Below are 22754 nucleotides of genomic sequence, written 5' to 3'. Positions count from 1 at the left end.
GATGGGTCTTGTCCCTTTGGGTCAGTCGGTCAGGGTGGCCGGGTCGGTCGTCGGCTTCGGCAGATGGAGCGCGGCCAGTTCGGCCCGTCCCTCGGCGTCGATGGGGAACGCCCAGGTGGTGATGAAGAAGTCGGTGAGGTCGCGCTCCGCGACACGGCTCGCGTACGTGGCCAGCGCCCGGTACCGCTTGGCCGTCTCGGTGTAGTCCGACTGGGGGTTCTCCTCGCGCACCAGCTTGTGCATCCTGGGCCAGAAGTCGTCACCGAAGGCCAGTTCCAACTGCCGGAGCGGCACGAGCTGCTCGTAGGCGCCGAAGGACTTCTCGTACGTCAGCCCCGCCGTGCCGAACTTGGCCCGGGCGGACTGGAAGTAGTTGAGGCCCGTCTTCGGGTCGACGGTCAGCAGGTTGGAGGGCTGGCCGAGGGCGCGCTGCACGGCCAGCGAGTAGATGTTCACCGTGACCTCGGTCAGCCCCGACGGCTTGTACGCCATCTGCTGGTGCAGATGGCCGAGTTCGTGGTACAGCCCCCAGCCGCGGGTGCGCAGCCCCTCCACCGTGGTGGCCCGGTCGAGATAGGCGCGCGGGAATCCGTTGTAGCCGTGCGTCGCGTACGCGCCGACGCCGGACGGCACCACCGACACCTCGGTGAAGTGGTAGCCGCCGGCCTTGGGCCGGTGCACCGGCTTCGAGCCGTCCAGGCCGCTGATGTCGGACTCGGCCTCGATGATCTGCTCCAGAAGGCGCAGCAGCGCGGAGTGGTCCTCGTCCCGGTACAGCAGCGCGCCGTCCCGGGTGAGCGTCACGATGGAACGCGGCCCGTGCAGCTCGACGACCGGGACATCGGTGTACGTGTCCAACTGGCCCTGGTAGTCGGCCTCGGTGGTGCGCCCGAGCGTGAAGACCGGCATGGGTACGGAGCCGCTCTTGAACCGGACCGCGGCGCGCTGCCCGAGGCCCTCCAGGGTGAAGTAGACGGGTCCGCCGTACGGGTCGGTCACGGTGTTCGCGCCGGGCTTCAGCTGATGGCTGCGCGGCTCGGTGACGGTGCCGTAGTAGTCCCACTGCCCGATCCAGAGGGTCGGCACCACGCCGTCGTAGGGCAGCACGTCGAAGCGGAGGGCGGTGGCCGGCGGGACGTAGCGGCCGGTCGTCTGGAACTCGGAGCCGCGCAGGGCCTGGCCGAGGCGGAGCCGTTCCGCCTCGGCGGAGGGGCGGGCGACGAGCGGCACCGTGAGGTCGCCGGCGGCCTGAGCGGTGCCGGCGCCGAGGCCGCCGACGGCGAGCGCGGCGCCCGTGGCCGCCGCGGTGGCGAGGACGGTACGGCGGGACGGGGATGCGGGGGTGCGCATGAGGCGTCGTCTCCTTTGGGCGGTCCGTACGGTGAGAGGGGAGCTGCGGCCGAGCGAGCGGGGTCGGCCGAGGAAGAGTGCTGTCGTGTGCGTGCGGCGGCGCGAGCCGCCGGTGCCGGCGGGGCGCGGGTCTCGCCCGGCCGTCACCGTGTCGTCGGCGGACTTCACCGCCCTGACCGGCCGGGGCAGCCGGAGGGCCGGCGGCTAGACGGTGTTGCTCGCGTCGTCAGTCCGTGAGCGTGCTCGGGTCCGTGTCCGGCTTCGGGAGGTTCAGGGCGGCGATCTCCTCGACGCCCTGCGCGTCGATCGGCATCGCCCACTTGTCGACGAAGAACTCCGTCAGATCGCGGCCCGCCGTGCGCGAGGCGTAGGTGGCAAGGGCGCGGTACTGGCGCGCTTCGACCTCCGGCGGGTGGTCGTAGTCCTCCACCGGGGCGTCGTGCTGGTGTTCCGCGCGTACCAGCCGGTGCAGGCGGGGCCAGAAGTCGTCACCGAAGGCGAGTTCCAGCTGCCGCAGGGGCACGAGCTGTTCGTAGGCGCCGAAGTCGTCGACGTAGGAGAGACCGGGGGTGCCGAGCTTGGCCCGGGCGGACTGGAACCAGTTGAGGCCCGTCTTCGCGTCGACCGTGAGGAGGTTCGAGGGGCGGTCCAGGGTGCGCTGTGCCGCCAGCGAGTAGATGTTCACCGTGACTTCGGTGAGGCTGCCGGCCTGGTAGGCGGCCTGCTGGTTGAGGTGACCCAGTTCGTGGTACAGGCCCCAGCCGCGGGTGGTGAGGCCGTCGACCGTGCACAGCCGGTCCATGTAGGCGCGGGGGAAGCCGTTGAAACCGTGCCACGCGTACGCGGTGACGCCCTTGGGGACGACGCTGACCTCGATGAAGTGGTAGCGGCCCGCCTTGGGCCGGTCGAGGGGCCGGCCGCTGTCGAGGCCGCCGATCCGGTCGTGCGAGTCGATGACGGTGTCGAACAGCGACATCAGGGCGGCGTGGTCCTCGCCGCGGTACAGCAGCGCACCCTCGCGGGTCAGCGTCAGGATGGCCCGGTCCGTGACGAGTTCGACCCAGGGGACGTCGGTGATGGTGTCGAGCTGCCGCTGGAACTCGGCCTCGCTCGTCCGGCCGAGCTCGAATACCGCCATCCGCTCGGCGCCGGAGACGAAGGTGACGGCGGCACGCTGACTGTGACCGGCGAAACTCAGGTACATCGGACCGCCGTAGAAGTCCGCGACCTCGTTCAGGCCCGGCCGGAGCCGGAACGTCCGCGGCGCCTTCAGGTCGGTGTTCGTCTGGTAGTCGTCGAAGGTGCCGATGTGCAGAACCGGGAGCACCCCGTGGGCCGACCGCACCCGGACGGTGACGGGCGTGCCCGGTGCCGCGTAGCGCCCGGTGGGGATGAAGTCGCAGGCCCGCAGCGACCGGTCGAGCCGCAGCCGTTCCGTCTCGGCGTCCGGGAGCGCCTTGACGAACAGCGTGTCACCGCTCGCGGCACCGGGCGACGCGGCGGAGGCGGTCGCGGTTCCGGTGCCGAGGGCGACGGCCGCACCGGCACCTGCCAGTGCGGCGAGCACGGTGCGACGGCCGGGGCCGGACGGCTCGGCGGGGACATGGAGAGGCTTGCGGGCATGGCGCATCCAGGGACTCCCATGGAGACGAACGGCGTCGGAGCGATGGGCGGGACGAGCGGTGGGGCTGCGCGCCAGCATGTAAGCGTTTGCTGCCCAACCGCAAGAGGGTTCGTCGAGTTTCTGTTCGTTACTATGCGGATCAAGCCTCTTGCGAGCAGAATCAAGCACGCCGCGCCCTGCGTCAGCTCCGGCGCGGCTTGCCGTTCCCCGAGGGCGTGTTCATCGGCGCGGCCACCGACTCCCGCACGACGATGTGCGTGCCGAGGCGCAGCGTGCCGGTCGTCGGGGCGCGCCAGTCGTCCTCGTCGCCGCCGTTGAGCGCGACCCGCACCGCCTGCCGGCCCATCTCCTCCAGCGGGATCCGCACGGTCGTCAGCCGGGGCCGCAGCTCCTGGGCCACCGGAATGTCGTCGTACCCGACCAGCGACACGTCCTGCGGGATGCGTACCCCGGCCTCTTCCAGAGCCTGCGCCGCACCCGCCGCCACGATGTCGTTCGCGGCGAAAACAGCGGTGAACTGGGGTCCTCCGCACAGCAGTTCGGCCATGCGCCGGTACCCGAAGGCGCGGCTGAAGGCACCGGGCTGTTCCAGCTCCGGATCCCGCGCGATGCCGCGCAACTCGAGTGCGCGCCGGTGCCCCGCGAGCCGGTCCCGCGCCGTGGAGAGGCCGGGCGGCCCGCCCAGGTAGAGGATCCGCTCATGGCCCTGCCGGATCAGGTGGTCGGTGATCGCGAAGGCGCCGCCCTCGTTGTCGTACTCGACCCCGACCGTCGGTACGTCGTCGCCGAGCGAGGGCCGCCCGCACAGCACGAGCTTCGAACCGCCCGCGTCCAGCTCCCGGGCCCGGCGCGCCAGTTCGGCCTTGTAGGCGCGGTCCTCGACGCTGCCGCCGACCAGCACCACGGCGTCCGCTCGCCGCTCGTGCATCAACTCGATGAAGGCGAGCTCGCGCTTCGGGTCGCCCTGGGTGCAGCACACCAGGCAGAGCCGGTCGCCGTCGGTGGCCTCGCGTTCGACGCCACGCGCGATGTACGCGTAGAACGGATCGATCAGCTCGCTGACGATGATGCCGACCGTGCGGCCGGAGGCGCCGGCCAGCGCTCGGGCATGAGCGTTGACCACATAACCGAGTTCGCGCATGGCCGCCTCGACACGCTCGCGTGTGGCGGCGGAGACCGGATAGTTGCGGTTCATCACGCGGGAGACGGTCGCCGTGGACACCCCGGCGCGCTTCGCGACGTCGACGACCGTCGCGCGGCGCTGCCCGCTCCGGTCACCCTGTCGTTCGCCGTGCCCATCCGGCCCGGGTGCCGTGGAACTCTGCTGGGACATCCGGCCCACCCTCTGATGGTCGTGCTGGTCTGCCTGCGGTCGGTCCGCCCCAGAGCCTATGGCGTGCGGCGGTGGTTTGGTCATGCGATCCGCTCCAGGTCCTCCAGGAGTACGGCGTGGCCCAGCGGTACCCCGCGCGCGTACCGGGCCAGCTCGTCGACGGCGAGCGCGCCGAGCCTGCCCACCTCGTTGCCCTGGGCGCCCGCCATGTGCGGGGTGATGAAGACGTTGGGCAGGTTCCACAGTGGGTGTCCCGCGGGCAGCGGTTCCGGGTCCGTGACGTCGAGCACGGCGTCGATACGGCCGCTGACCAGGTGTTCCGTGAGGGCTTCCGTGTCCACGAGCGGACCGCGGGCGGTGTTCACCAGGAGTGTGCCCGGGCGCATCAGGCCGAGTCGGCGGGCGTCGAGCAGGTGGTGCGTCTCCGCGGTGTCCGGCGCGTGCAGGGTCACCACGTCGCTGGTCGCCACCAGGGTGTCCAGGTCGGTGCGGGTGGCGCCGAGCAGCTCTGCCTCGGCGTCGCCGACGTAGGGGTCGTACAGGAGCACCTCGGCGTCGAGGGTGCGCAGCAGTTCCGCGACGCGACGGCCGATGCGCGAGGCGCCGACCACACCGACGGTGATGCCGCGGGTGCCGAGCCAGTGGTGGCGTTCCAGATCGGCTTCGGTGCGGTGGGTGCGCCGGCTGCGGAAGAGATGGGCGAGCGGGAAGGCCCGCTTGGCGCCCAGGATGATCGCGGCGAGTGTGAACTCGGCGACCGGCACGGCGTTGGCCGCTGCCGCCGAGGAGACAGCGATGCCGCGCTCGTAGGCCTCCCGGCTCAGGAACGTCTTCACGGTGCCGGCCGCGTGGATCACCGCGCGCAGCCGGGGCGCCCGGTCGAGCGCGGCCCTGTCGACGGGTGGGCAGCCCCAGCCGGTGAGCAGGACCTCGCACTCGGCGAGGGCCGCCTGCGCCTGCGGGCTGGTGAACTCCCGTACGACACGCGGAGGACGTATGTCCGCGGTCTCCTCCAGGCGCGCCCGCACGGCGGGCGGGAAGACGTCGTCCACGACCGAGGGGTCCATCGCGAGGACCGTACGGGGCCGCCGCGGGGGCGGTGTGGCGTCGGTGGCCTTGGTTTCGACCGGCGCCTCGTCAGTGGTACGCACCCTGCCTCCGGACAGTAAACGTGTTCTATGGCGGTACCGAACGCTAGGGAGCACGTTGCTCGACCGTCAAGGTCACAAAGAACGTATGGCGGTCAAGTTGCCCTGGTACAGCCGGAAATGATGGTCTGAAGTGGCTGATTCACAGCGTCTCTTCGCTCGGTCAAATCTCCGGATCTATTGACGATGGGGTTAACCGCTTACTAACTTGCCGCCGCAGAAACTCAGTTCCTGCGCCAACCGGCCGAACAGGACCGTTCCATGACTGTCTCCGCACCACCGAACGCCGTCGACCGCGTTCCCCGCAAGACCCTTTGGCAGCGTCTCAAGCGCGACAGAGTGATGCTGCTGCTGTGCCTGCCCGGCTTCCTGTACTTCGTGGTGTTCCACTACGTGCCGTTGTTGGGCTACATGGTGGCCTTCCAGGACTACCAGCCCTACCTGGGCTACATGCACAGCGCCTGGACCGGCTTCACCAACTTCACGACGGCCTTCGCCGACCCCGACTTCTGGTCGGCGACCGGCAACACACTGGAGATCGCGCTCGTCCAGCTCGTCCTGTTCTTCCCCGTGCCGATCGCGCTCGCACTGCTGCTCAACAGCATCGTCAGCGACAAGCTGCGCCGATTCGTGCAGAGCGTCGTCTACCTGCCCCACTTCATCGGCTGGGTCATCATCGTCTCGATCTTCCAGCAGATCCTGGGCGGCGCCGGCGTCGTGCCCGACCTGCTCGCATCCCTCGGTCTGCCCCGCTACGACATGACGACCGACCCGAACGCCTTCCCCTGGCTGCTCGCGCTCCAGGTCATGTGGAAGGACGCCGGCTGGGGCACCATCATCATCCTCGCCGCACTGCTCTCCATCGACCGCGGCCTGTACGAGGCGGCGGCCATGGACGGCGCGGCCAGGTGGCGCCGCTTCTGGCACGTCACCCTGCCCGGTCTGTCACCGGTGCTCGTCCTGCTGCTGATCCTCAACCTCGGCAACATCCTCACCGTCGGCTTCGAGCAGATCCTGCTCCAGCGCGACGCCGTCGGCCCCGATGCCGGTGAAGTCCTCGACACGTACGTCTACTTCCACGGCATCAAGGACAACCAGTGGGGCACGGCGGCCGCCGTGGGCCTGGTGAAGGCGGTGATCGGCACCGTCCTCGTCATCGGCGCCAACAAGTTCGCCCACCGGCTCGGACATGAAGGGGTGTACCGCGGTGCTGACCGTTGAGACGTCCGCTGTGAAGACGCGCCGCGGAAGCGCCACCCGCCCCGCGCCCGCGGCGGGAGAACTGCGCCCGTCCGGCGTCCGGCCCCCGTGGATGGAGGAACCCACCCGGCTCGGCCTCGTGCTCAAGGGTCTCGCCCTCGTGATCGTCGTGAGTCTGGTGGCGTACCCGCTGATCGGTGTGATCGGCACGAGCTTCGCCTCGCAGACCGACATCATCAAGTCCAACGGGCTCGTCCTGTGGCCCGACCACCCCAGCCTCGACGCCTATCGCACCGCGTTCACCGGCGGGCGCGTCACCCGCGCCCTGTTCGTGAGCATCGGCGTCACCGCCGTCGGTACCGCCTGCAGCCTCCTCGCCACCATCGGCATGGCGTACGGGCTGTCGCGGCGCGGCATCGTCGGCGGCCGGTTCATCCTCATGACCTCCCTGTTCACGATGCTCTTCAACGCGGGCGTCATCCCCAACTTCCTCCTGGTGAAGGAGCTGGGCCTGTACAACACCTTCGCCGCGCTCGTCCTGCCCACCATGGTCAGCGCCTTCAACCTCGTCGTGATGCGGGCCTTCTTCATGAACCTGCCGGAGGAGCTGTACGACGCCGCGAAGGTGGACGGCGCGGGCGACTTCCGGACCCTGATCCGGGTCGTACTGCCGCTGTCCAAGGCGGTCATCGCCGTCGTCGGCCTGTTCTACGCCGTCGCGTACTGGAACGCCTACTTCAACGCCCTGCTCTACCTCGGCGACAACGACAAGTGGCCGCTGCCCATGGTCCTGCGCACTTTCATCCTCCAGGGTCAGAGCCTCGACACCGCGGCAGCCGGCGAGGTGGTCGCCCCGCAGCAGGCCGTGCAGATGGCCGTCCTCGTCATCGCCGTCGTACCGATCCTGCTCGTCTACCCCTTCCTCCAGCGGTTCTTCACCAAGGGCGTCCTCACCGGCGCCGTCAAGGGCTGACCCGCGCTCCGATCTGCCGCACCCGCACCCCCCAACTCTCCCCGTATCCCCTCGTATTGAGGAGTCCCCCCATGTCCGGCACCACATCCGTCAACCGACGCACCCTGCTCCGCTGGGGTGCGGGCGCCGGTCTCGCCGTCGCCGCGGCGCCGCTGCTCGCCGCGTGCGGCGACGGCGGCACCGCCGCCAAGGCCGAGGCCAAGAACGCCAAGCTGCTGCCGACCACCACCGTGCGCAACATCGGCATCAAGGCCGACCTGCCCGGCACCGCGGCGGGCGTCCCGAACGCCTTCCTGAAGTACCCGCGCGAACTGGCCCGTGCCACCGAAGGCACCCCCCTCAAGGGCGCCAAGAAGATCACCGCGGTAACCGAGACGTTCGCGCCGCTGCCGCCCGGCCGGGGCAAGAACGCCGCCTGGCGGGAGATCGAGAAACTGCTCGGCACCCAGGTCGACTTCACGGCCGTGCCCGCGGACGACTACCCGGCGAAGTTCTCGACGATGGTCGCCGGTGACCAGTTGCCCGACATCTTCATGTACCCGGAGACGGGAGGTGTCGACAACATGGGCTCGTTCCTCGCCGCCAAGTGCGCCGAGCTGGGCCCCCACCTCTCCGGTGACAAGGTCAAGGACTACCCCAACCTCGCGGCCATCCCCCAGTACGCCTGGCGTGACGCCATCAAGGGCGGCAAGCTCTACGGCGTCCCGATCGCCCGCTCGGGCAGCGCCGGCGCCGGCTTCTACCGGGCCGACCTGTTCAAGCAGGCGGGCGTCACCAGCCTCGACCAGATCGACAGCATCGAGCGGCTCGTCGAGCTCGCCAAGGACCTCACGGACGCCAGGAACAAGCAGTACTTCTTCTCCGGCGGCGCCACCACCCTGCTCGCCATGTCGGCCGGGGCTCAGCACTTCTGGAAGTTCGACCGCGAGTCCGGCAAGTGGACGTACCAGCTGGAGGACGACAAGTACCGGTACGCGGTCGAGACCGCCGCCAAGCTCTACAAGGCGGGCTGCTACTACCCGGGCACCGTGCAGATGTCCGGAGCCCAGAAGGCCCAGTACACGGACCTTTTCAAGAACGGCAAGGCCGCGTACGTCTTCGACGGCATGCCGGCGTACCTGACCACCGCCACCGGCTACGTCGACGCCATGGCGGCCATCGACAAGTCGTTCGACGTACGGCCCATGGTCCCGGTCGGCAAGGACGCGGTGACCTGGACCGACAACGTCTCGCTTCAGAACTGCTACATCCGGAAGGCGAGCGAGGAGCGGGTCAAGGAACTGCTGCGGCTCGCCGACTTCGCCGCCTCGCCCTTCGGGTCGCTCGAATACACGCTCGTCAACTACGGCGTCGAGAACGTCGACTACCGGCGGGACGAGAACGGCACGCCCGTCCTCACCAAGCAGGGCACCCAGGACGTGACCGTGCCGTGGGGCAAGCTCGCCTCCGGGACACCCGCGTTCTTCAGCGCCACGCACCCGGAGGCCGCCCGCTACGTGCACGAGGCGTACTCCGTACTGATCCCGAAGCTCATCGAGGACCCGACCCTGAGCTACTCCTCGCCGACCTGGGACTCCAAGGGGCTCGGCAGCCTCTACACCATCCACCTCGACGGTCTGAAGGACCTGGTCACCGGGCGCAAGCCGTTGTCCGCGTACGACTCGATCGTCAAGCAGTGGCGCAATGCCGGAGGCGACAAGTGCCGCGCCGAGTTCGAGCAGGCCTCGCAGAAGGGGAAGAAGTGACCACCAGCCGACGCGCGTTCCTCACCAAGGCGGCGGTCGCCGCCGCGATCACCGTACCGGTCCTGGGCTCGCCCGCCGGCGCCGCGGGGTTCGACCCGCGCCCCGGCTCCGACGGGGTCGGCGACCCGCTGTTCCCGACCCTCGGCAACGGCGGCTACCAGGTCGTCCACTACGACCTGACCTTCGACTTCACACCGGTGACGTACGACTTCACGGCCGTGGTGAAGCTGAACGCGCGGGCCACGCAGGACCTTTCGGCGTTCAACCTGGACACCGACGGCCACACCATCGACTCGATCACGGTCAACGGCCGCGCCGCGACCCAGGCACTGTCCCTGGGCCAGTCCGGCCAGGAGCTGACGATCACCCCGGAGGCGCCGCTCCACAAGGGCGCCCCGTTCGACGTCACCGTCGCCTACCGCGGCAACGGCAAGGCGCCGCGGGCAGGACTGACCGGCTGGAGGTTCGGCTCGGACGGCGGCTTCGCCTCCGCCGTGCAGTCGTCACGGGCCGACACCTTCCTGCCGTGCAACGACACACCGTCCGACAAGGCCACCTGGACCTTCCACATCTCCGCGCCCGAGGGCTATGTCGCTGCCGCCAACGGCGAGTTGACCGGCAAGGACAAGCGAGCCGACGGCTCGACCGTCTGGCACTTCGCGCTGCGCGAGCGCATGCCGACGGAACTGCTCGGCATCGCGGTCGTCAACGGCACGTACCTGTACGGCACTTCACACACCGGGCTGCCGCTGCGGCACATCGTCCCGCAGGGCCAGGAGGACAAGTACGCCCCGATCGTCGCGCGCACTCCCGACCATCTCGCCTGGTTGGAAGCGAAGTTCGGCCGCTACCCGTTCTCCGTGTACGGCATCCACATCTACGACGGATACACCGATGCCCTCGAGAACACCACGCTCACCCTGATGGGCACCAACTGGTTCAAGCCCAGCGCCGACGGCGACCCGACGTACGAGAACACCATGGTGCACGAGCTGACCCACCAGTGGTTCGGCGACAGCGTCACGCCGAACGACTGGCAGCAGGCCTGGCTCAACGAGGGCCCCGCCGTGTACTACGCCGCGCTCTACAGCGAGGAGCGCGGCTGGTCCGTCATGGCCGACAAGATGAAGGCGACGTACGCCAAGCTCGACGCGATCCGCGCGACCGACGGGCCGCCCGGACTGCCCAAGGCCCTGGGCGGCACCAACATCTACGACGGCGGCGCACTGGTGCTCTACGCACTCCAACTCCACGTGGGGCAAAAGAAGTTCGATCGAATCATGGGTCTGTGGCCGCGCCGCTTCAAGGACCGCACGGTCACCAGCGAGGACTTCATCGCCCACGCCGTCACCATGGCGGGCGACCGCTCGCTGGACCCGTTCCTGCGGGACTGGCTGTTCGGCGCGAAGAACCCGCCGATGCCGGGCCACCCGGACTGGACTGCCACGGCTTGACCAGGGGCGGCCGGACCACGGTCGGCCGCACACATCAGCCATTGAGCCGCAACCCCATTCCCCGGCCCGCCCCGAGCGGCGGGCCGTTCGAGCGGAAGGTCATCGCATGAGACCGCGCACCCGCACAACTCGCACCGCCGGAGCCGCGCTCCTCGTCGGCGCGGCGCTGCTCCTCAGCCCGCTGCCCACCGCCGAGGCGGCCCCGGCCCCCAAGGTCCTGTACGCCGCGCCGCACGGCTCCGGGTCCCACTGCACCCTCGGGCATCCCTGCTCCCTGGAGGGTGCGCGGGACGCCGCCCGAGCCGTCACCGGACGGGACGTGCGCGTTGAACTCGTCGACGGAACATACGAGTTGAGCGAGCCGCTGAAGCTCGGCGCGGAGGACTCCGGAGTCACCTGGGCCGCGGCCCGCGGCGCGCGGCCCGTGCTCTCCGGCGGCCGGGCTCTGACCGGCTGGACCGTGAACAGTGACGGAACCTGGACCGCCAAGGTGCCCGAGGGCATCACGCCGCGCCAGCTGTTCGTCGACGGACAACGGGCCGTTCGCGCCCGGGGCGGGCCCTGCGCCGCCGCCGTGTGCGACGCCACCAAGACCGGCATGACCGGCGCCGAGAAGACCGGCATCGCCGAATGGACCCGGCCCACCGACGCCGAGGCCGTCATCAGCGTCCGCTGGCGCAACTACCACTGCCGGATCGCCGCCGTCACCGGCGACGTCATGACCTTCGCCCAGCCCTGTTGGACCAACTCGGCCTCCGGGACCGACCGCACCGGGCCCGCCTGGGACACGACGACCGTCGACTCGTCCCGCTACTCCAAGGTCGCCTTCTTCGAAAATGCCCGCGAACTCCTCGACGAGCCGGGTGAGTTCGTCTGGGACTCGGCCGCACGCACCGTCACGTACCTGCCCCGCGAGGGCGAGAACCCGCGCCGCTCCAAGGCCGTCACCCCGGCCGCGGAAGGGCTGCTCGTGGTCGACGGCGCTCACGACGTCCGCGTCACCGGTATCGGCTTCACCTACGCCGCCTACCAGCAGCCGAACACGGACGAGGGCTACGCGGGCACGCAGGCCGGCCTGACCCTGACCGGTGCCACCGGCCCCGTCGACCACGCAGGCCGCTACTACACCAAGCCTGCCGCCGCCCTCACCGTCCGCGGTGGCCGCCACGTGGTGGTCGACGACAGCACCTTCGCCCACCTCGGTGGCGCGGGCGCGATCTTCGAACAGGGCACCCAGGACTCCACGCTCACCCGCTCCCGCTTCACCGACCTCTCCTCCGGCGCCGCGTACATCGGCGACACGGAGCCCATGCCGGCCCCCGAACTCGTAGGAGCCCGCAACACGGTCTCGTACAACATCATTCGCCACACGGGCGTGGAGTACACGGACGCCGTCGGCATCTGGGCGGGCTACGAGGCCGGAACCGTCATCGACCACAACACCCTCGACGACCTGCCGTACTCCGGCATCTCCGTCGGCTGGGGCTGGGACCAGCCTGAGGCCCGGCAGTCCGTGCTCCGCGACAACCGCATCACGAACAACCGGATCACCGACGTCATGCGGGTCGAGCACGAGCAGCACGACGGCGCCGCCATCTACACCCAGGGCGCCCAGCCCGGCACCGTGATCTCCGGCAACTACATCAACCGCAGCGCCTACGGGAACACCGAACGCGACGGCAACGGCATCTACCTCGACGAACAGTCCAGCCACATCGCCGTCACCAAGAACGTCATCACGCGCATCGGCTACAAGTGGGTCTCCAACTGGGCCGACTACGGCATCGACAACCACGCCACCGGCAACTGGACCGACACCGATGCCCCGGCCCTCGCCGGTACCGGCTCGACCATGGCCGGCAACCACACGAAGCTGGACCGGCTCCCGGCCGAGGCCGTCAAGGTCGCCGAAGCCGCCGGCGCGGACGGCCGCGGCAGCGTCGAACAGCTCCGTCCCGACCTGGCCCGCACCGGCACCGTGAGCCAGTCCTCCACGGACGGCACGGCCACGGCGGCCAACGCCATCGACGGCGACACCTCCACCGACACCCGCACCCTCTCCGAGGCGGGCGCCTGGTGGCAGGTGGACCTCGGCGCCCCCCACCACGTCGGACAGGTCGAAGTCTGGAACGACACCTCCATGACGACCGCCGACTTCGACGTGCAGCTCGCCGCCTCGGCCGACTTCTCCGACGCCACCACCGCGCACGTCACCGGCAAGGCACTGCGCCCCACCCTCCTCGACACCGACACCGAGGCCCGCTACGTCCGCATCCGGCTCACCGGCACCGGGCGGGTGGCCCTCGCCCACGTCCTGGTGCACCCGTAGCCCGGAGCACCGGAGGGCGCGCCGCGAACCAGTCAGTTGGTTCGCGGCCGCCCCGTGCTTCTCCATGCTTCCGCGGGCCGCACCAACACCATGTAAAGGAAAGGCGGTTATGCCATGACCGACGCCCCCCGCGACCTGCGCCTCGGCGTCATCGGTTACGGACTGCGCGGCTCCATCGCGCGCACCGCGCACCGGCCGGGTGCCGGCTCCCGGGTCACCGCCCTCGCGGACCACGACGCCGCCGCGCGGGCAAAGGCGGCCCTGGCGTTCCCCGGCGCGGTGATGTCCAACGACCACAAGAAGGTGATCGGGGACCCGGACGTCGACGCGATCCTCGTCCTCACCCCCGACCACACGCACGCCGACGTCGCCCGAGAGGCACTCGAGGCGGGCAAGCCGGTCTTCGTCGAGAAACCGCTCGACATCACGATCGAGCGCTGCGACGATCTTCTGCGCACCGCCTTCGAGACCGGAAGCCGCCTCTACGTCGGCCACAACATGCGTCACATGCCCGTCGTCCGGCTGATGCGCGACATCATCGCGCGCGGCGAGATCGGCGAGGTCAAGACCGTGTGGGTGCGGCACTTCGTCGGTTACGGCGGCGACTGGTACTTCAAGGACTGGCACGCCGAACGGCAGTACACCACCGGCCTGTTGCTGCAGAAGGCCGCCCACGACATCGACGTGCTGCACTGGCTCGCGAGCGGCTACACCCGGCAGGTCCAGGCCCTCGGAGACCTCATGGTCTACGGCGACAATCCCCACCGCCGCGCACCCGGCGAGCCCAAGCACGAGGACTGGTACACGAAGGACGGTCACTGGCCGCCGCACTCGCAGCGGGCTCTCAACCCCGTCATCGACGTCGAGGACGTGTCGCTCGTGAACATGCGCCTCGACAACGGGGTGCTCGCGGCCTATCAGCAGTGCCACTTCACGCCGGACTACTGGCGCAACTACACCGTCATCGGGGACGCGGGCCGGCTGGAGAACTTCGGAGACGGACCCGGAGGAGTGGTCAGGGTGTGGAACTCCCGCCGCTCCACCCACCGGGCCGAGGCCGACGCCGAGTACGCCGTCCCGGACGCCGTGGACAACGCCGGACACGGCGGCGCCGACCCGCTCCTGATCGACGAGTTCGTGCGGTTCGCGCGCGAGGGCGGCGTCACGGACACCTCGCCGGTCGCCGCGCGCATGGCCGTCGCGGCCGGCGTGCGGGCCACCGAATCGCTGCGCGCCGGCGGAACGCCCCGCGAGATCCCGGAGCTCGCCCCCGAGCTGATCGCGTACTTCGAGCGTGGGCAGACCCGTCCGACGCAGGCCTGAAGGAAAGGTGCGGCGACGCCAAGTGCGCGCTGGGTCCTTGTGGTCTTGGGCGGAGCCGGCCTGGTCGAGATGTCCTTCAGCGGTCGATGGCCGGCACCCGGTCCAGGCCGGTCTCGCGCATGATCCGCTCCACGGTCTCGCTGAGGGTGCTGCTGGAGTCGATGAGGGTCTCGATCCCGCTGGGCAGCAGATCCCGCTCGCGGTACCAATCACGCAGGTGCTGGTCGGTGACCTGGACCAGGTATGCCGCGTCCGGCTTCGTTGCATGCCGAACGAGCGTCTCCTGGAGCGGCACGTCCAGGTAGTAGCAGCGAGAGGTGCCCCGGTGGTCGCGAACGAGGTCCTCAAGCATCGCGCCGTAACGGTCGGCATACAGGATTCCCTCGACGACCGTGTGGAATCCGGCGTCCAGCGCGTAGCGAGCTGTCATGCCGATCAATCCGATGTTGGCTGCGCCGGGCCGGTCGCGTTACTGACGGCCGCCGACACCAGGGGCCATCCGAGACACACCCACCGAGATCGGCAGGCCGGTGTGCTCGTATGGCTTGCCGTGGGCCGGATCCAGCAGGTCGAAGGCGGCCTTCTGGTGGAAACCCCTGAGCGTCAGCGCCCGGTCTCGTCGCGGCGGCAGTACAGGTAGAGGTGGGGCTCGGGCCCGGCGCCGGGGTGGTCCGGGGTGAAGGCGGTGCTGTGCCGGGACAGCACCGTCAGCCCCGCCGCCCCCACCATGCCGGTGACGTCCTCCTCCGCGAAGCTCGTCGCGCGGACGGGCCGGCCCATGAAGACCACGTCGACGTCCTCCACGTCCGCGGGCACGGTGGCCAGCACCAGATGTCCGCCGGGCTTCAGGGCGAGGGACAGTCGCCGCGTCAGGGCCGACTGCTCGGCGCGGGTCATCTGCAGCAGCGAGAAGAACACGCACACGCCGTCGAACGAGTCCGCCTCGATGGGGAGATCACGGATGTCGCCGCACCGGAACTCGGCCTCGGGGACCTGACGGGCGGCGAGTTCGACCATGACGGGAGAGACGTCGACGCCCAGCACCGAGTGGCCTGCCGCGATGAGCGCGGCCGCGGTGGGCCGCCCGGTGCCGCTGCCCACGTCCAGTGTCCGCGCAGCAGGCGGCAGCCGTTCGATCAGCCACTCCAGCGCGGACAGGTGCGCGGGGGCATGCGCGAACGCCTTCTCGTAGGCGGCGCCCAGCGCGTCGAACAGCACGGCGGCAGACGGCCGTTGGTCCTGGTCTTCGTGCCTCACGTCGGTGTCCCTTCGCTCGCCGGCCTGCATCGTCGCACCCGGCCAATGCGTGCCACAACAGCAGCCCAGTGCGAGACCCGGCCGGGCCGGGCAGCGGAGAACGAGAGCCGTACCCAGCCACCGCCGGTTCCTCGCCCGCTGTCAGCCTCTCCAGGCACTCTGGGCGTCCCGGCGATCCCGGCACAGCGCAAGACCTGCCGCGAGCACGCGAACCGTCTCAACGTCCTTGCGAGTACAGCCGGGCCGTGATCAACGGCTTGGCGCTGACCGCGATACCAGTCCCAACTCCGCCCCACCGTCATATCGTCGACTGATGCGTGGTGCTGACGACGGGAGTCGGCGACATCCGCAGCCATCCATGGCTCAAGGCATCAATCGACGCCTTCGCTGACACCGTGAGCGAACTTGGGCCCGTCCGACGTCGGCTGCGGACCCGGAACGGTGACCGCCTACCTTGCCGAACGCGGACTCGACGTGTCCGGGGTCGATCTCTCTCCTCGCATGATCGAGAACGCGCGCCGTCTTCATCCGGAATGCCGCTTCAGCGTCGCCTCTGCTCCCCGCAGATGAGCAAAGCGGGCCAGGTCTGGTCGTCATGGCCAAGCAACAACCCGGCTGCTCTGCCAGGCAGCAGTCGGCGCGGGCGACCGCGACCGGAGCGGGCCTCGTCACGATCATGGCCGACTGGATCAATGGCCAGTTACAAGGCTCTCGCGTCAGCGGCCAACGATCGTTATCCGCACTGAAACGATCGTTTGTACGACAGGCGTCGTCCGCATAGGCTGCACGCCACACCACAACTGATGAGAACCGGGAGAGCATCGGTGAAGCCCATGTCATCCCTCCCCGAGCCACTTCAGCGATTAGACGCGCTCATCGAAAATCAGCAGCTGAACCGTGCGGAACTCCTCGACCCGCGCCTGGTGAAGTCCTTCGACCTCAGGGACGCGAAAGAAGCGTTCTTCACCGACGAGGCCCCCGACGCCCTCGACCGGGCATTTCTGCCGACCCTGGACAAGTACGAGCACCCTGGCCAGGACCCCGTCCAGGCCCTGCTGAAGAAGTACGGCGTCGTCGCCACAGACATGCGCCACCACGGAAGCCTGACCGCCGAGCAGCTCGAGACGCTTCTCGCCGGCATCATCAAGTCCGTGTTGCCCCCACAGGAGGACAACGGCCGATGAGTACCCGCGCCATGAAGTCTCTGCTCACCGCCCTCGGCAGGGAAGCATCCAAGGCCATTCAGCGGCCGGACGAACCGAGGGCCGTCATGAACGCGTTCTGCCAGGCCATGAGCGCGCGCACGGGCCGCCCCGTCCAACTGGCCTTCCGCGCGTTCCCCGCGGATCTGCCCGTCCCGGTCTCCGGCATGAGGATCGACTTCGGTGAGCGCTCCGTCGTCGTGGTCGAGCAGAACATGCACCCCGAGGCCCAGCTCGTCATCCTCGGGCACGAGCTGTGGCACGAGGAGAACGGCGACTGCGGCCACCACGTCGCCGGCATGAACGCAGCGGCCCGCTCCACCACCAGCGAGGCGCCCGAAGCCGTGCAGCGAGCGGTCGAGCAGATCCTCACCACGGAGGAAGTCCCACGGGATGCCCTCCTGACCGTCGCAGCCCGATCCGACTCGGCCGACAGTCACGAAGTGGACGCCGAGACCTTCGGCCTGCTCTTCGGCCGTGAGGTCCGCACATGGGTGACAGGCAGGTACGCGGAGAGCCCGGTCAGCGCGACCACCGTGGAGGGCCGCCTGAACCTGTCGCTGCTGAACCGGGGTGGACGCCTTCTCTGATGAGCCCTCACTTCCACGTCCCGTACCTCCTCCCCACCGTTCTGCTCGCCATCGCGCTCGCCTGCAAGGCGCCGACCTTCTTCCGGGCCTGGCGCGACCCCGACGTCAGGGCGACCACCCTGCTGCTGACCTGGGCCACGGCCGTGCTCGTCGTGATCACCCCGATCAACATTCACCGGCTCAACGTGCTGACCGGCGTCCCGAACATCGCGGCGCCGTGGGCGTACTCGTTCCTCACCGCGTTCAACGCGACCGGCCTGACCATGATCATTCGGTGGCGGGAAGCACCCTCCGAAGGCCGGCGGCGGCGGATGATCCGCATCTACTGGATCTACGCGGCCATCGGCGTCGCCCTCTGGGCGACGTTCCTCCTCGCCCACGCACCCGAACCCCGCATCTACGACCTCGACACCTATTACGCCGGCACGCCATGGATGCGCGAGCACATCCTGCTGTACCTGCTCGCGCACATGGTGTCGTCCCTGGTCGCCACCTACATGCTGTGGCGGTGGCTGCCCGAAGTGACCAACCGGTGGCTGAAGACCGGCGTGATCTTCCTACAGCTCGGGTTCGCCTCCGGGCTGCTCTTCGACGTCACCAAGCTGATCGCGGTGGGCGCCCGCTGGTTCGGCGTCGACCTCGACGTTCTCAGCACCGAGGCCGCGCCCCCCTTCGCGCTGGTCGAGGCCATCCTGGTCGCCCTCGGGTTCATCGCCCCGCAGGCCGGGCCTGTCCTGCAACGGTGGAGCCGGGACCAGCGTGACTACTGGCGGCTGCGGTCCCTGTGGCGCGTGGTCCGCGTCGTCAAACCCGCAGCGGTCGCCGCCCGGCTCCGCTTCTGGGCCCCGCTCGATCTGCGGCTGATGCAGCGCCGGCAGCGCATCCATGACGCGCTGCGCCTGCTCGCCCCCTACCTCGACCAGGTCCTCTACCGGCAGGTGTACGAGGCGGCCGCGGCCGCCCACGGCGCCGACGAGGCCCACGGGATCGCCGGGGCCGTCGCCATCCAGGCCGCGACCGACGCGTACCGCAACGAGACCCCCATCAGCAGCGGCCAACCCCAGCAGGCCGCAACCGACATCGCCGACCACATCGACGCCGTCTCCCGGGCCCTGTACCGCCCCCGCGTCATCGGCAGCATCCGCCAGCGGGTGACCAGCACAGAGAGCGTGACCGCACATGCCTGACATAGCTACCGGCAGAGCCACCGCCATCGTCATCGGCGCCAGCGCCGCGGGTTTATTCGCCGCCGCCGCACTCACCGAACACGCCGACGTCACCCTCCTCGAGCGGGACACCCTGCCCGACGGCCCCGAGCCCCGCCGCGGCGTTCCCCAAGCCCGGCATGCTCACCTGGTCTGGAGCGGCGGCGTACGCGCTTTCAACGACCTGGTCCCCGGCGTCGTGGACGCCGTCGTCGCCGAGGGCGGCCGCCTGGTCCACATCATGGGCGACATGGTCTCCCGAGCCCCCAACGAGGTGTGGTTCCGTCGTTTCACGTCGACGCACCACCGCAACCTCGTCAGCTCCCGCGACCTCCTCGACGCCGTGCTGCGCCGGCACGTCCTCGCCGACGAGCGGATCACCCTCCGTCAGGACACCACCGCTCTCGCCCTGGCGGGTGACGCCGACCGCGTCACCGGCGTCCAGGTCCGCACGGGCGACGACACGTCCGTCCTCACCGCCGACCTCGTCATCGACGCCTCCGGCCGCGGGTCCCGCGCTCCCCAGTGGCTCGAAGACCTCGGGCTGCCGCGCGTCACAGAGCGAGAAGTCAACGCCGGAGTCGCCTACGCCACCCGCATCTACCGCGCTCCGGGCACCACCGCCGACACGGACTTCCCCCTCGTCAACGTCCAGGCGAACCCGGCGAAGGCGCCCGGCCAGGGCGGAATCATCCTCCCTGTGGAGGGCGGCCGTTGGGTTGTCACGCTCTCCGGCACCCGCGGCGGTGAGCCCACCAGCGACCCGGATGCGTTCGTCGACTTCGCGCTCGGCCTGGGCGACCCCGTCATCGGGGAGCTGCTCAAGACCGCCGAGCCGCTCGGCGACGTCGCCACCACACGCAGCACCGCCAACCATCGCCGCTACTACGAGAAACTCGCCCGCTGGCCCGACGGGTTCACCGTCCTCGGCGACGCCATCGCCGGATACAACCCCGTCTACGGCCACGGCCTCACCGTCGCCGCTCAGGGCGCCCTCGCCGTCCGCGACGTCCTGAGCACCACCCCGGTCACGGCTCCTGGGCTCGCGCGCCGTCTCCAGCGCGTCGCGGCCCGGCCCGTCGCCGCCGCCTGGGACCTGGCTGTCGGCCAAGACGCGTTCTACCCCGGCGCCAGCGCCACCCCGCCCACCGCCGTGGAGCGCTACCTCGCCGCGTTCGTCGACCGGGCAGTGGCCACGGGCGCCCGCAACCCGCGCGCGCTCGGCGCCCTCCTGGACGTCATGAGCATGGAGAAACCGGCAACCCGGCTGTTCTCCCCGGACATGCTCGTCCCGATGTTGCTCGGACCGAAGCGGCCGTTCCTGTCCAAGCCGCCCCTCACCGACGACGAGCGGTCCGCCGCCAACCCCTGACCGAGATCAACTTCGCCCAATTGAGCAAGCCACTGGGCCTCGTACGAGTGACGTACGGGGCCCTCGCGTTCCTCGAGCCGGGTACGGTGACCCGCATCATCGTGATGTGCGACCAGAAGGGCGCCTGTTGCACGACGCGGCGCGTCCGCTTGTCCACAGGCAGCCATCCGCCCCAGATATTTCCCCACCCACAGCCGACCGAACGAGCTACCTGAGCATGCGTCACGGCAAGCAAGTTGTTCTCGGTGTCCGCAGAGTACGCCGCCTCGGCCACGGTGTCGTAGTCATTCGGCTGGGCCGGATCTGCGGATCAGGCGAGACTCTCGGGCGCGTCGGTCATGCGTTCTATTGTCGCAGCCTAAGGGTTGTCCCGTAACTGATCTTTGGCAGCACGAGAGTGGCTGGCCGGGATCGCATCCCAGATCCCCCCCTTTTTTTGGGGAGGCACCGGCCTCGGTTCACCCCTGGGACCGCACGACACAGCAGCGGACAGCAGGGGCCCTCCTCCCGACAACGTGCGGACCTACCCACTCAGAGAGATGAGCAGGACCCCTGTTATCGTGCGCGGATGTCAACGATCAAACAGTTCCAAGTGACCTTCGACTGCGCGGAACCTGCGCGCCTCGCCGCTTTCTGGTGCGAGGTGCTGGGGTACGTCGTACCTGCGGTCCCGGAGGGCTTTGCCACGTGGGAGGAGTACCACCGCTCGCTGCCGCCTGAGGATGAGATCTACTTCGCGTGCACTGATCCCTCCGGTGTGGGTCCACGCCTGCTCTTCCAGCGAGTTCCCGAAGGCAAGGTCGTCAAGAACCGGGTGCATCTCTGTGTGCGGGCCGGCGCCGGGCTCGTGGGTGACGAGCGCCTGGCCACACTCGAGGCCGAATGCGCACGGCTGATGGCTCTCGGCGCGAAACACGTGCTGACGCAGCGCGCCGATGGCGTCAACGAGTCGTGCATCACGATGCAGGACATCGAGGGCAACGAGTTCTGCCTCGCCTGAATCTCCTCCAAGACTGCGAGGTGGGGAGCTGTCTGCCGTGGACCTCTCAGGTCCCGCATGCGGCAGGAGCTATCCCGTGAGAGCAAGGTTGTGTAGGCGGGCGATGCCGAGCATGGCGTGGTGGACGCCGTCGCCGCGCAGGCGGCAGTCGCGGAGGATCTTCCACGTCTTCATGCGGGCGAAGCAGTGCTCGACGCGGGCGCGGACTTGCTTGTGCGATTTGTTGTGGGCCTGCTCCCAGTCGGGCAACTCCTCGCCCGGGCATCGGCGGTCCGGCGTCACCAGGCCGGTGCCCGGGTAGCCGCCGTCGGCGATCGTGGTGGTGTTGCCGACGGCGGCCTTGGCGCCGGACTCGGCCCAGGCCCGGCTGTCGTGCCGGTTGCCCGGCAGCGGTCGGCCAACCGCGACGACCAGGCGGCTGTCGGCGTCGATGACGACCTGGTGGTTGGTGGAGTAGCGGTAGTTCTTGGACCGTTCGGCCACCTTATGGTCGCGGGTGGGCACCAGAGTGCCGTCCACGATGAGCACGGCGTCCTTGGCGAACCGCTGGCGGGGCCAGAGCGCCAGGAGCGGTCCGAGGTGGTCGATGACCCGGTCGGCGGCGGACTTCGGCACCCCGAAAGCGGGACCAGTTGCCGCATCGTCAGGTTGGTCCGCCAGTACGCGGCGACCAAGAGGACCCGGTCCTCCAGCGACAGCTTCCACGGCCGGCCCCGACCAGGGGCGTCGACACCCTCGCGGCGCAGCTGCGTCGCCAACTGGCCGAAGGCACGCGGGCTCAACCCGGTGAACGGGACTATCCAGGACGACTCAGACGCCGTGATCACACCAGCCACAGCCTCCCGCGGCCAGATCTCCACCCATGCGACGCCCCGCTCGCCGTTGTCTACCCGCATGAGGACGACGAGGATATGCCCTCCTAGCTGACGGGCCACACGCTTGGGCTGCCCGCTTGTACGTAGTCGGCGTCTTCGGCCATGCCGAGGCCGCGGTTCATCCATCTGCTCCGGACCGCCCCGGTCAGCGACTCTGCCAGCTCGAGCGCCCCCAGCGGCTCGGATGCGATCCCGAGTTCGCAGCGTGCTCCTTCGGTCCGAGGAACTGCTCGATCTCTGCTCCACGACGCAGTGCGCCGACGACGAACGCTTCAACCAGATAACGCATGCCACCACCGTAAACGGGAGGTCTGACAGCAAAGTAGCCGACGATGCCGGCGTCGATCAGACTGCCCCGCGATCATCACGGTGTGACTCAAGTTGGATACGGGACGGCCTGTGCCGCCGGTGTAGATGTGGGCGCGTTCGAGGCGCACACAGCACTGCTGTCAGGGCACTTCGACCGTATCCTGCAGGGGTCCCGTTGGCGGCGCCACCGACAGCACCAGGCCGCCGCGCGAGCGAGGTGGTGGGGTGCGCTCCAGCCCGTACGCCCGTTCAGCTCACTCCAGGGTGTGGTGCGGGCCTGGCCGGGCCCGTCTTGCGGCCGTCCCGGTCGTGGAGGCGTTGCTTGCCTCCACGACCGGGATGACTGAGACGGGTTTCGTGCGGTTGCGGGCTGTGCTGCTGTTGGTGGTGTGTGCAGGGGGTGGGGGGCTTTGGTCAGACTGCCCGGCTGAGGTCTCTGTCGAATTCGTGGTGGCTGGGTGAGCC

At 69.5% G+C, this 22754-nt stretch carries 17 protein-coding genes and 3 pseudogenes; 12 read left to right on the top strand and 8 right to left on the bottom strand.

Going from position 1 to position 22754, the window contains the following annotated elements; translation table 11 throughout:
* Nucleotides 1-21: 21 nt before the first annotated feature.
* The 4 genes from ACWC91_RS30980 to ACWC91_RS30965 form a co-directional block, all read right to left on the bottom strand.
* Nucleotides 22-1350 carry a M60 family metallopeptidase gene (locus tag ACWC91_RS30980; RefSeq protein WP_225079872.1) on the bottom strand — a complete coding sequence of 443 codons (1329 nt, stop codon included), beginning with the start codon at nt 1348-1350 and terminating at the stop codon, nt 22-24.
* Nucleotides 1351-1576: 226 nt separating this feature from the next.
* Nucleotides 1577-2980 carry a M60 family metallopeptidase gene (locus tag ACWC91_RS30975; RefSeq protein ID WP_225079873.1) on the bottom strand — a complete coding sequence of 468 codons (1404 nt, stop codon included), beginning with the start codon at nt 2978-2980 and terminating at the stop codon, nt 1577-1579.
* 175 nt (nt 2981-3155) lie between these two features.
* Nucleotides 3156-4316, bottom strand: coding sequence for a LacI family DNA-binding transcriptional regulator (locus ACWC91_RS30970; protein WP_225079931.1), 1161 nt, complete (start codon nt 4314-4316; stop codon nt 3156-3158).
* A gap of 71 nt (nt 4317-4387) precedes the next feature.
* Nucleotides 4388-5458, bottom strand: coding sequence for a hydroxyacid dehydrogenase (locus tag ACWC91_RS30965; RefSeq protein ID WP_450641227.1), 1071 nt, complete (start codon nt 5456-5458; stop codon nt 4388-4390).
* 258 nt (nt 5459-5716) lie between these two features.
* On the opposite strand from ACWC91_RS30965, the gene ACWC91_RS30960 reads away from it, so the two are divergent.
* The 6 genes from ACWC91_RS30960 (at nt 5717) to ACWC91_RS30935 (ending at nt 14479) form a co-directional block, all read left to right on the top strand.
* Nucleotides 5717-6676 carry an ABC transporter permease gene (locus ACWC91_RS30960; protein ID WP_376503126.1) on the top strand — a complete coding sequence of 320 codons (960 nt, stop codon included), beginning with the start codon at nt 5717-5719 and terminating at the stop codon, nt 6674-6676.
* Between the two features lie 91 nt (nt 6677-6767).
* Nucleotides 6768-7628, top strand: coding sequence for a carbohydrate ABC transporter permease (locus ACWC91_RS30955; RefSeq protein WP_376503237.1), 861 nt, complete (start codon nt 6768-6770; stop codon nt 7626-7628).
* 71 nt (nt 7629-7699) lie between these two features.
* Nucleotides 7700-9373: an extracellular solute-binding protein gene (locus ACWC91_RS30950; RefSeq protein ID WP_450641229.1), complete on the top strand. Its 1674-nt coding sequence runs from the start codon at nt 7700-7702 to the stop codon at nt 9371-9373.
* Nucleotides 9370-10827: a M1 family metallopeptidase gene (locus ACWC91_RS30945; RefSeq protein ID WP_225079876.1), complete on the top strand. Its 1458-nt coding sequence runs from the start codon at nt 9370-9372 to the stop codon at nt 10825-10827. Before ACWC91_RS30950 ends, ACWC91_RS30945 begins: the two co-directional genes overlap by 4 nt.
* Nucleotides 10828-10933: 106 nt before the next feature.
* Nucleotides 10934-13156: a galactose-binding domain-containing protein gene (locus ACWC91_RS30940; protein ID WP_450641230.1), complete on the top strand. Its 2223-nt coding sequence runs from the start codon at nt 10934-10936 to the stop codon at nt 13154-13156.
* Nucleotides 13157-13270: 114 nt separating this feature from the next.
* A complete protein-coding gene (locus tag ACWC91_RS30935; RefSeq protein ID WP_450641231.1) occupies nt 13271-14479 on the top strand; it encodes a Gfo/Idh/MocA family protein in 1209 nt (402 codons plus the stop codon).
* A gap of 76 nt (nt 14480-14555) precedes the next feature.
* On the opposite strand, the pseudogene ACWC91_RS30930 reads toward ACWC91_RS30935, so the two are convergent.
* Both ACWC91_RS30930 and ACWC91_RS30925 read right to left on the bottom strand, forming a co-directional pair.
* A pseudogene (locus tag ACWC91_RS30930) lies at nt 14556-14948 on the bottom strand (kinase); the annotation flags it as partial.
* Between the two features lie 134 nt (nt 14949-15082).
* On the bottom strand, nt 15083-15766 hold the full coding sequence (locus tag ACWC91_RS30925; RefSeq protein ID WP_450641232.1) for a class I SAM-dependent methyltransferase: 684 nt from the start codon (nt 15764-15766) through the stop codon (nt 15083-15085).
* Between the two features lie 287 nt (nt 15767-16053).
* On the opposite strand from ACWC91_RS30925, the pseudogene ACWC91_RS30920 reads away from it, so the two are divergent.
* From ACWC91_RS30920 to ACWC91_RS30895, 6 genes and pseudogenes are all read left to right on the top strand, one after another.
* Nucleotides 16054-16294 (top strand): annotated as a pseudogene (locus ACWC91_RS30920) (class I SAM-dependent methyltransferase); the annotation flags it as partial.
* A 275-nt stretch (nt 16295-16569) separates the two neighbouring features.
* Entirely contained in the window at nt 16570-16920 is a 351-nt protein-coding gene (locus ACWC91_RS30915) for a hypothetical protein (protein WP_450641233.1), read from the top strand.
* The gene (locus ACWC91_RS30910) at nt 16917-17528 is read left to right on the top strand and encodes a toxin (protein WP_225079882.1); all 612 of its coding nucleotides are present in this window, start codon (nt 16917-16919) and stop codon (nt 17526-17528) included. Before ACWC91_RS30915 ends, ACWC91_RS30910 begins: the two co-directional genes overlap by 4 nt.
* Nucleotides 17528-18715 carry an MAB_1171c family putative transporter gene (locus ACWC91_RS30905; protein WP_450641234.1) on the top strand — a complete coding sequence of 396 codons (1188 nt, stop codon included), beginning with the start codon at nt 17528-17530 and terminating at the stop codon, nt 18713-18715. Before ACWC91_RS30910 ends, ACWC91_RS30905 begins: the two co-directional genes overlap by 1 nt.
* Nucleotides 18708-20105 (top strand): NAD(P)/FAD-dependent oxidoreductase, encoded by a 1398-nt coding sequence (locus tag ACWC91_RS30900; protein ID WP_450641236.1) that lies wholly within the window; start codon nt 18708-18710, stop codon nt 20103-20105. Before ACWC91_RS30905 ends, ACWC91_RS30900 begins: the two co-directional genes overlap by 8 nt.
* Before the next feature lie 568 nt (nt 20106-20673).
* The gene (locus ACWC91_RS30895; protein ID WP_225079885.1) at nt 20674-21105 is read left to right on the top strand and encodes a VOC family protein; all 432 of its coding nucleotides are present in this window, start codon (nt 20674-20676) and stop codon (nt 21103-21105) included.
* Nucleotides 21106-21174: 69 nt separating this feature from the next.
* Here ACWC91_RS30895 and ACWC91_RS30890 read toward each other — a convergent pair.
* Both ACWC91_RS30890 and ACWC91_RS30885 read right to left on the bottom strand, forming a co-directional pair.
* A pseudogene (locus ACWC91_RS30890) lies at nt 21175-21941 on the bottom strand (transposase).
* A 184-nt stretch (nt 21942-22125) separates the two neighbouring features.
* The gene (locus ACWC91_RS30885; protein ID WP_376503134.1) at nt 22126-22269 is read right to left on the bottom strand and encodes a hypothetical protein; all 144 of its coding nucleotides are present in this window, start codon (nt 22267-22269) and stop codon (nt 22126-22128) included.
* Nucleotides 22270-22754 lie beyond the last annotated feature (485 nt).

The sequence above is a fragment of the Streptomyces sp. NPDC001204 genome (genome assembly GCF_053598035.1).
This window is presented reverse-complemented; position numbering and strand designations above follow the sequence as displayed.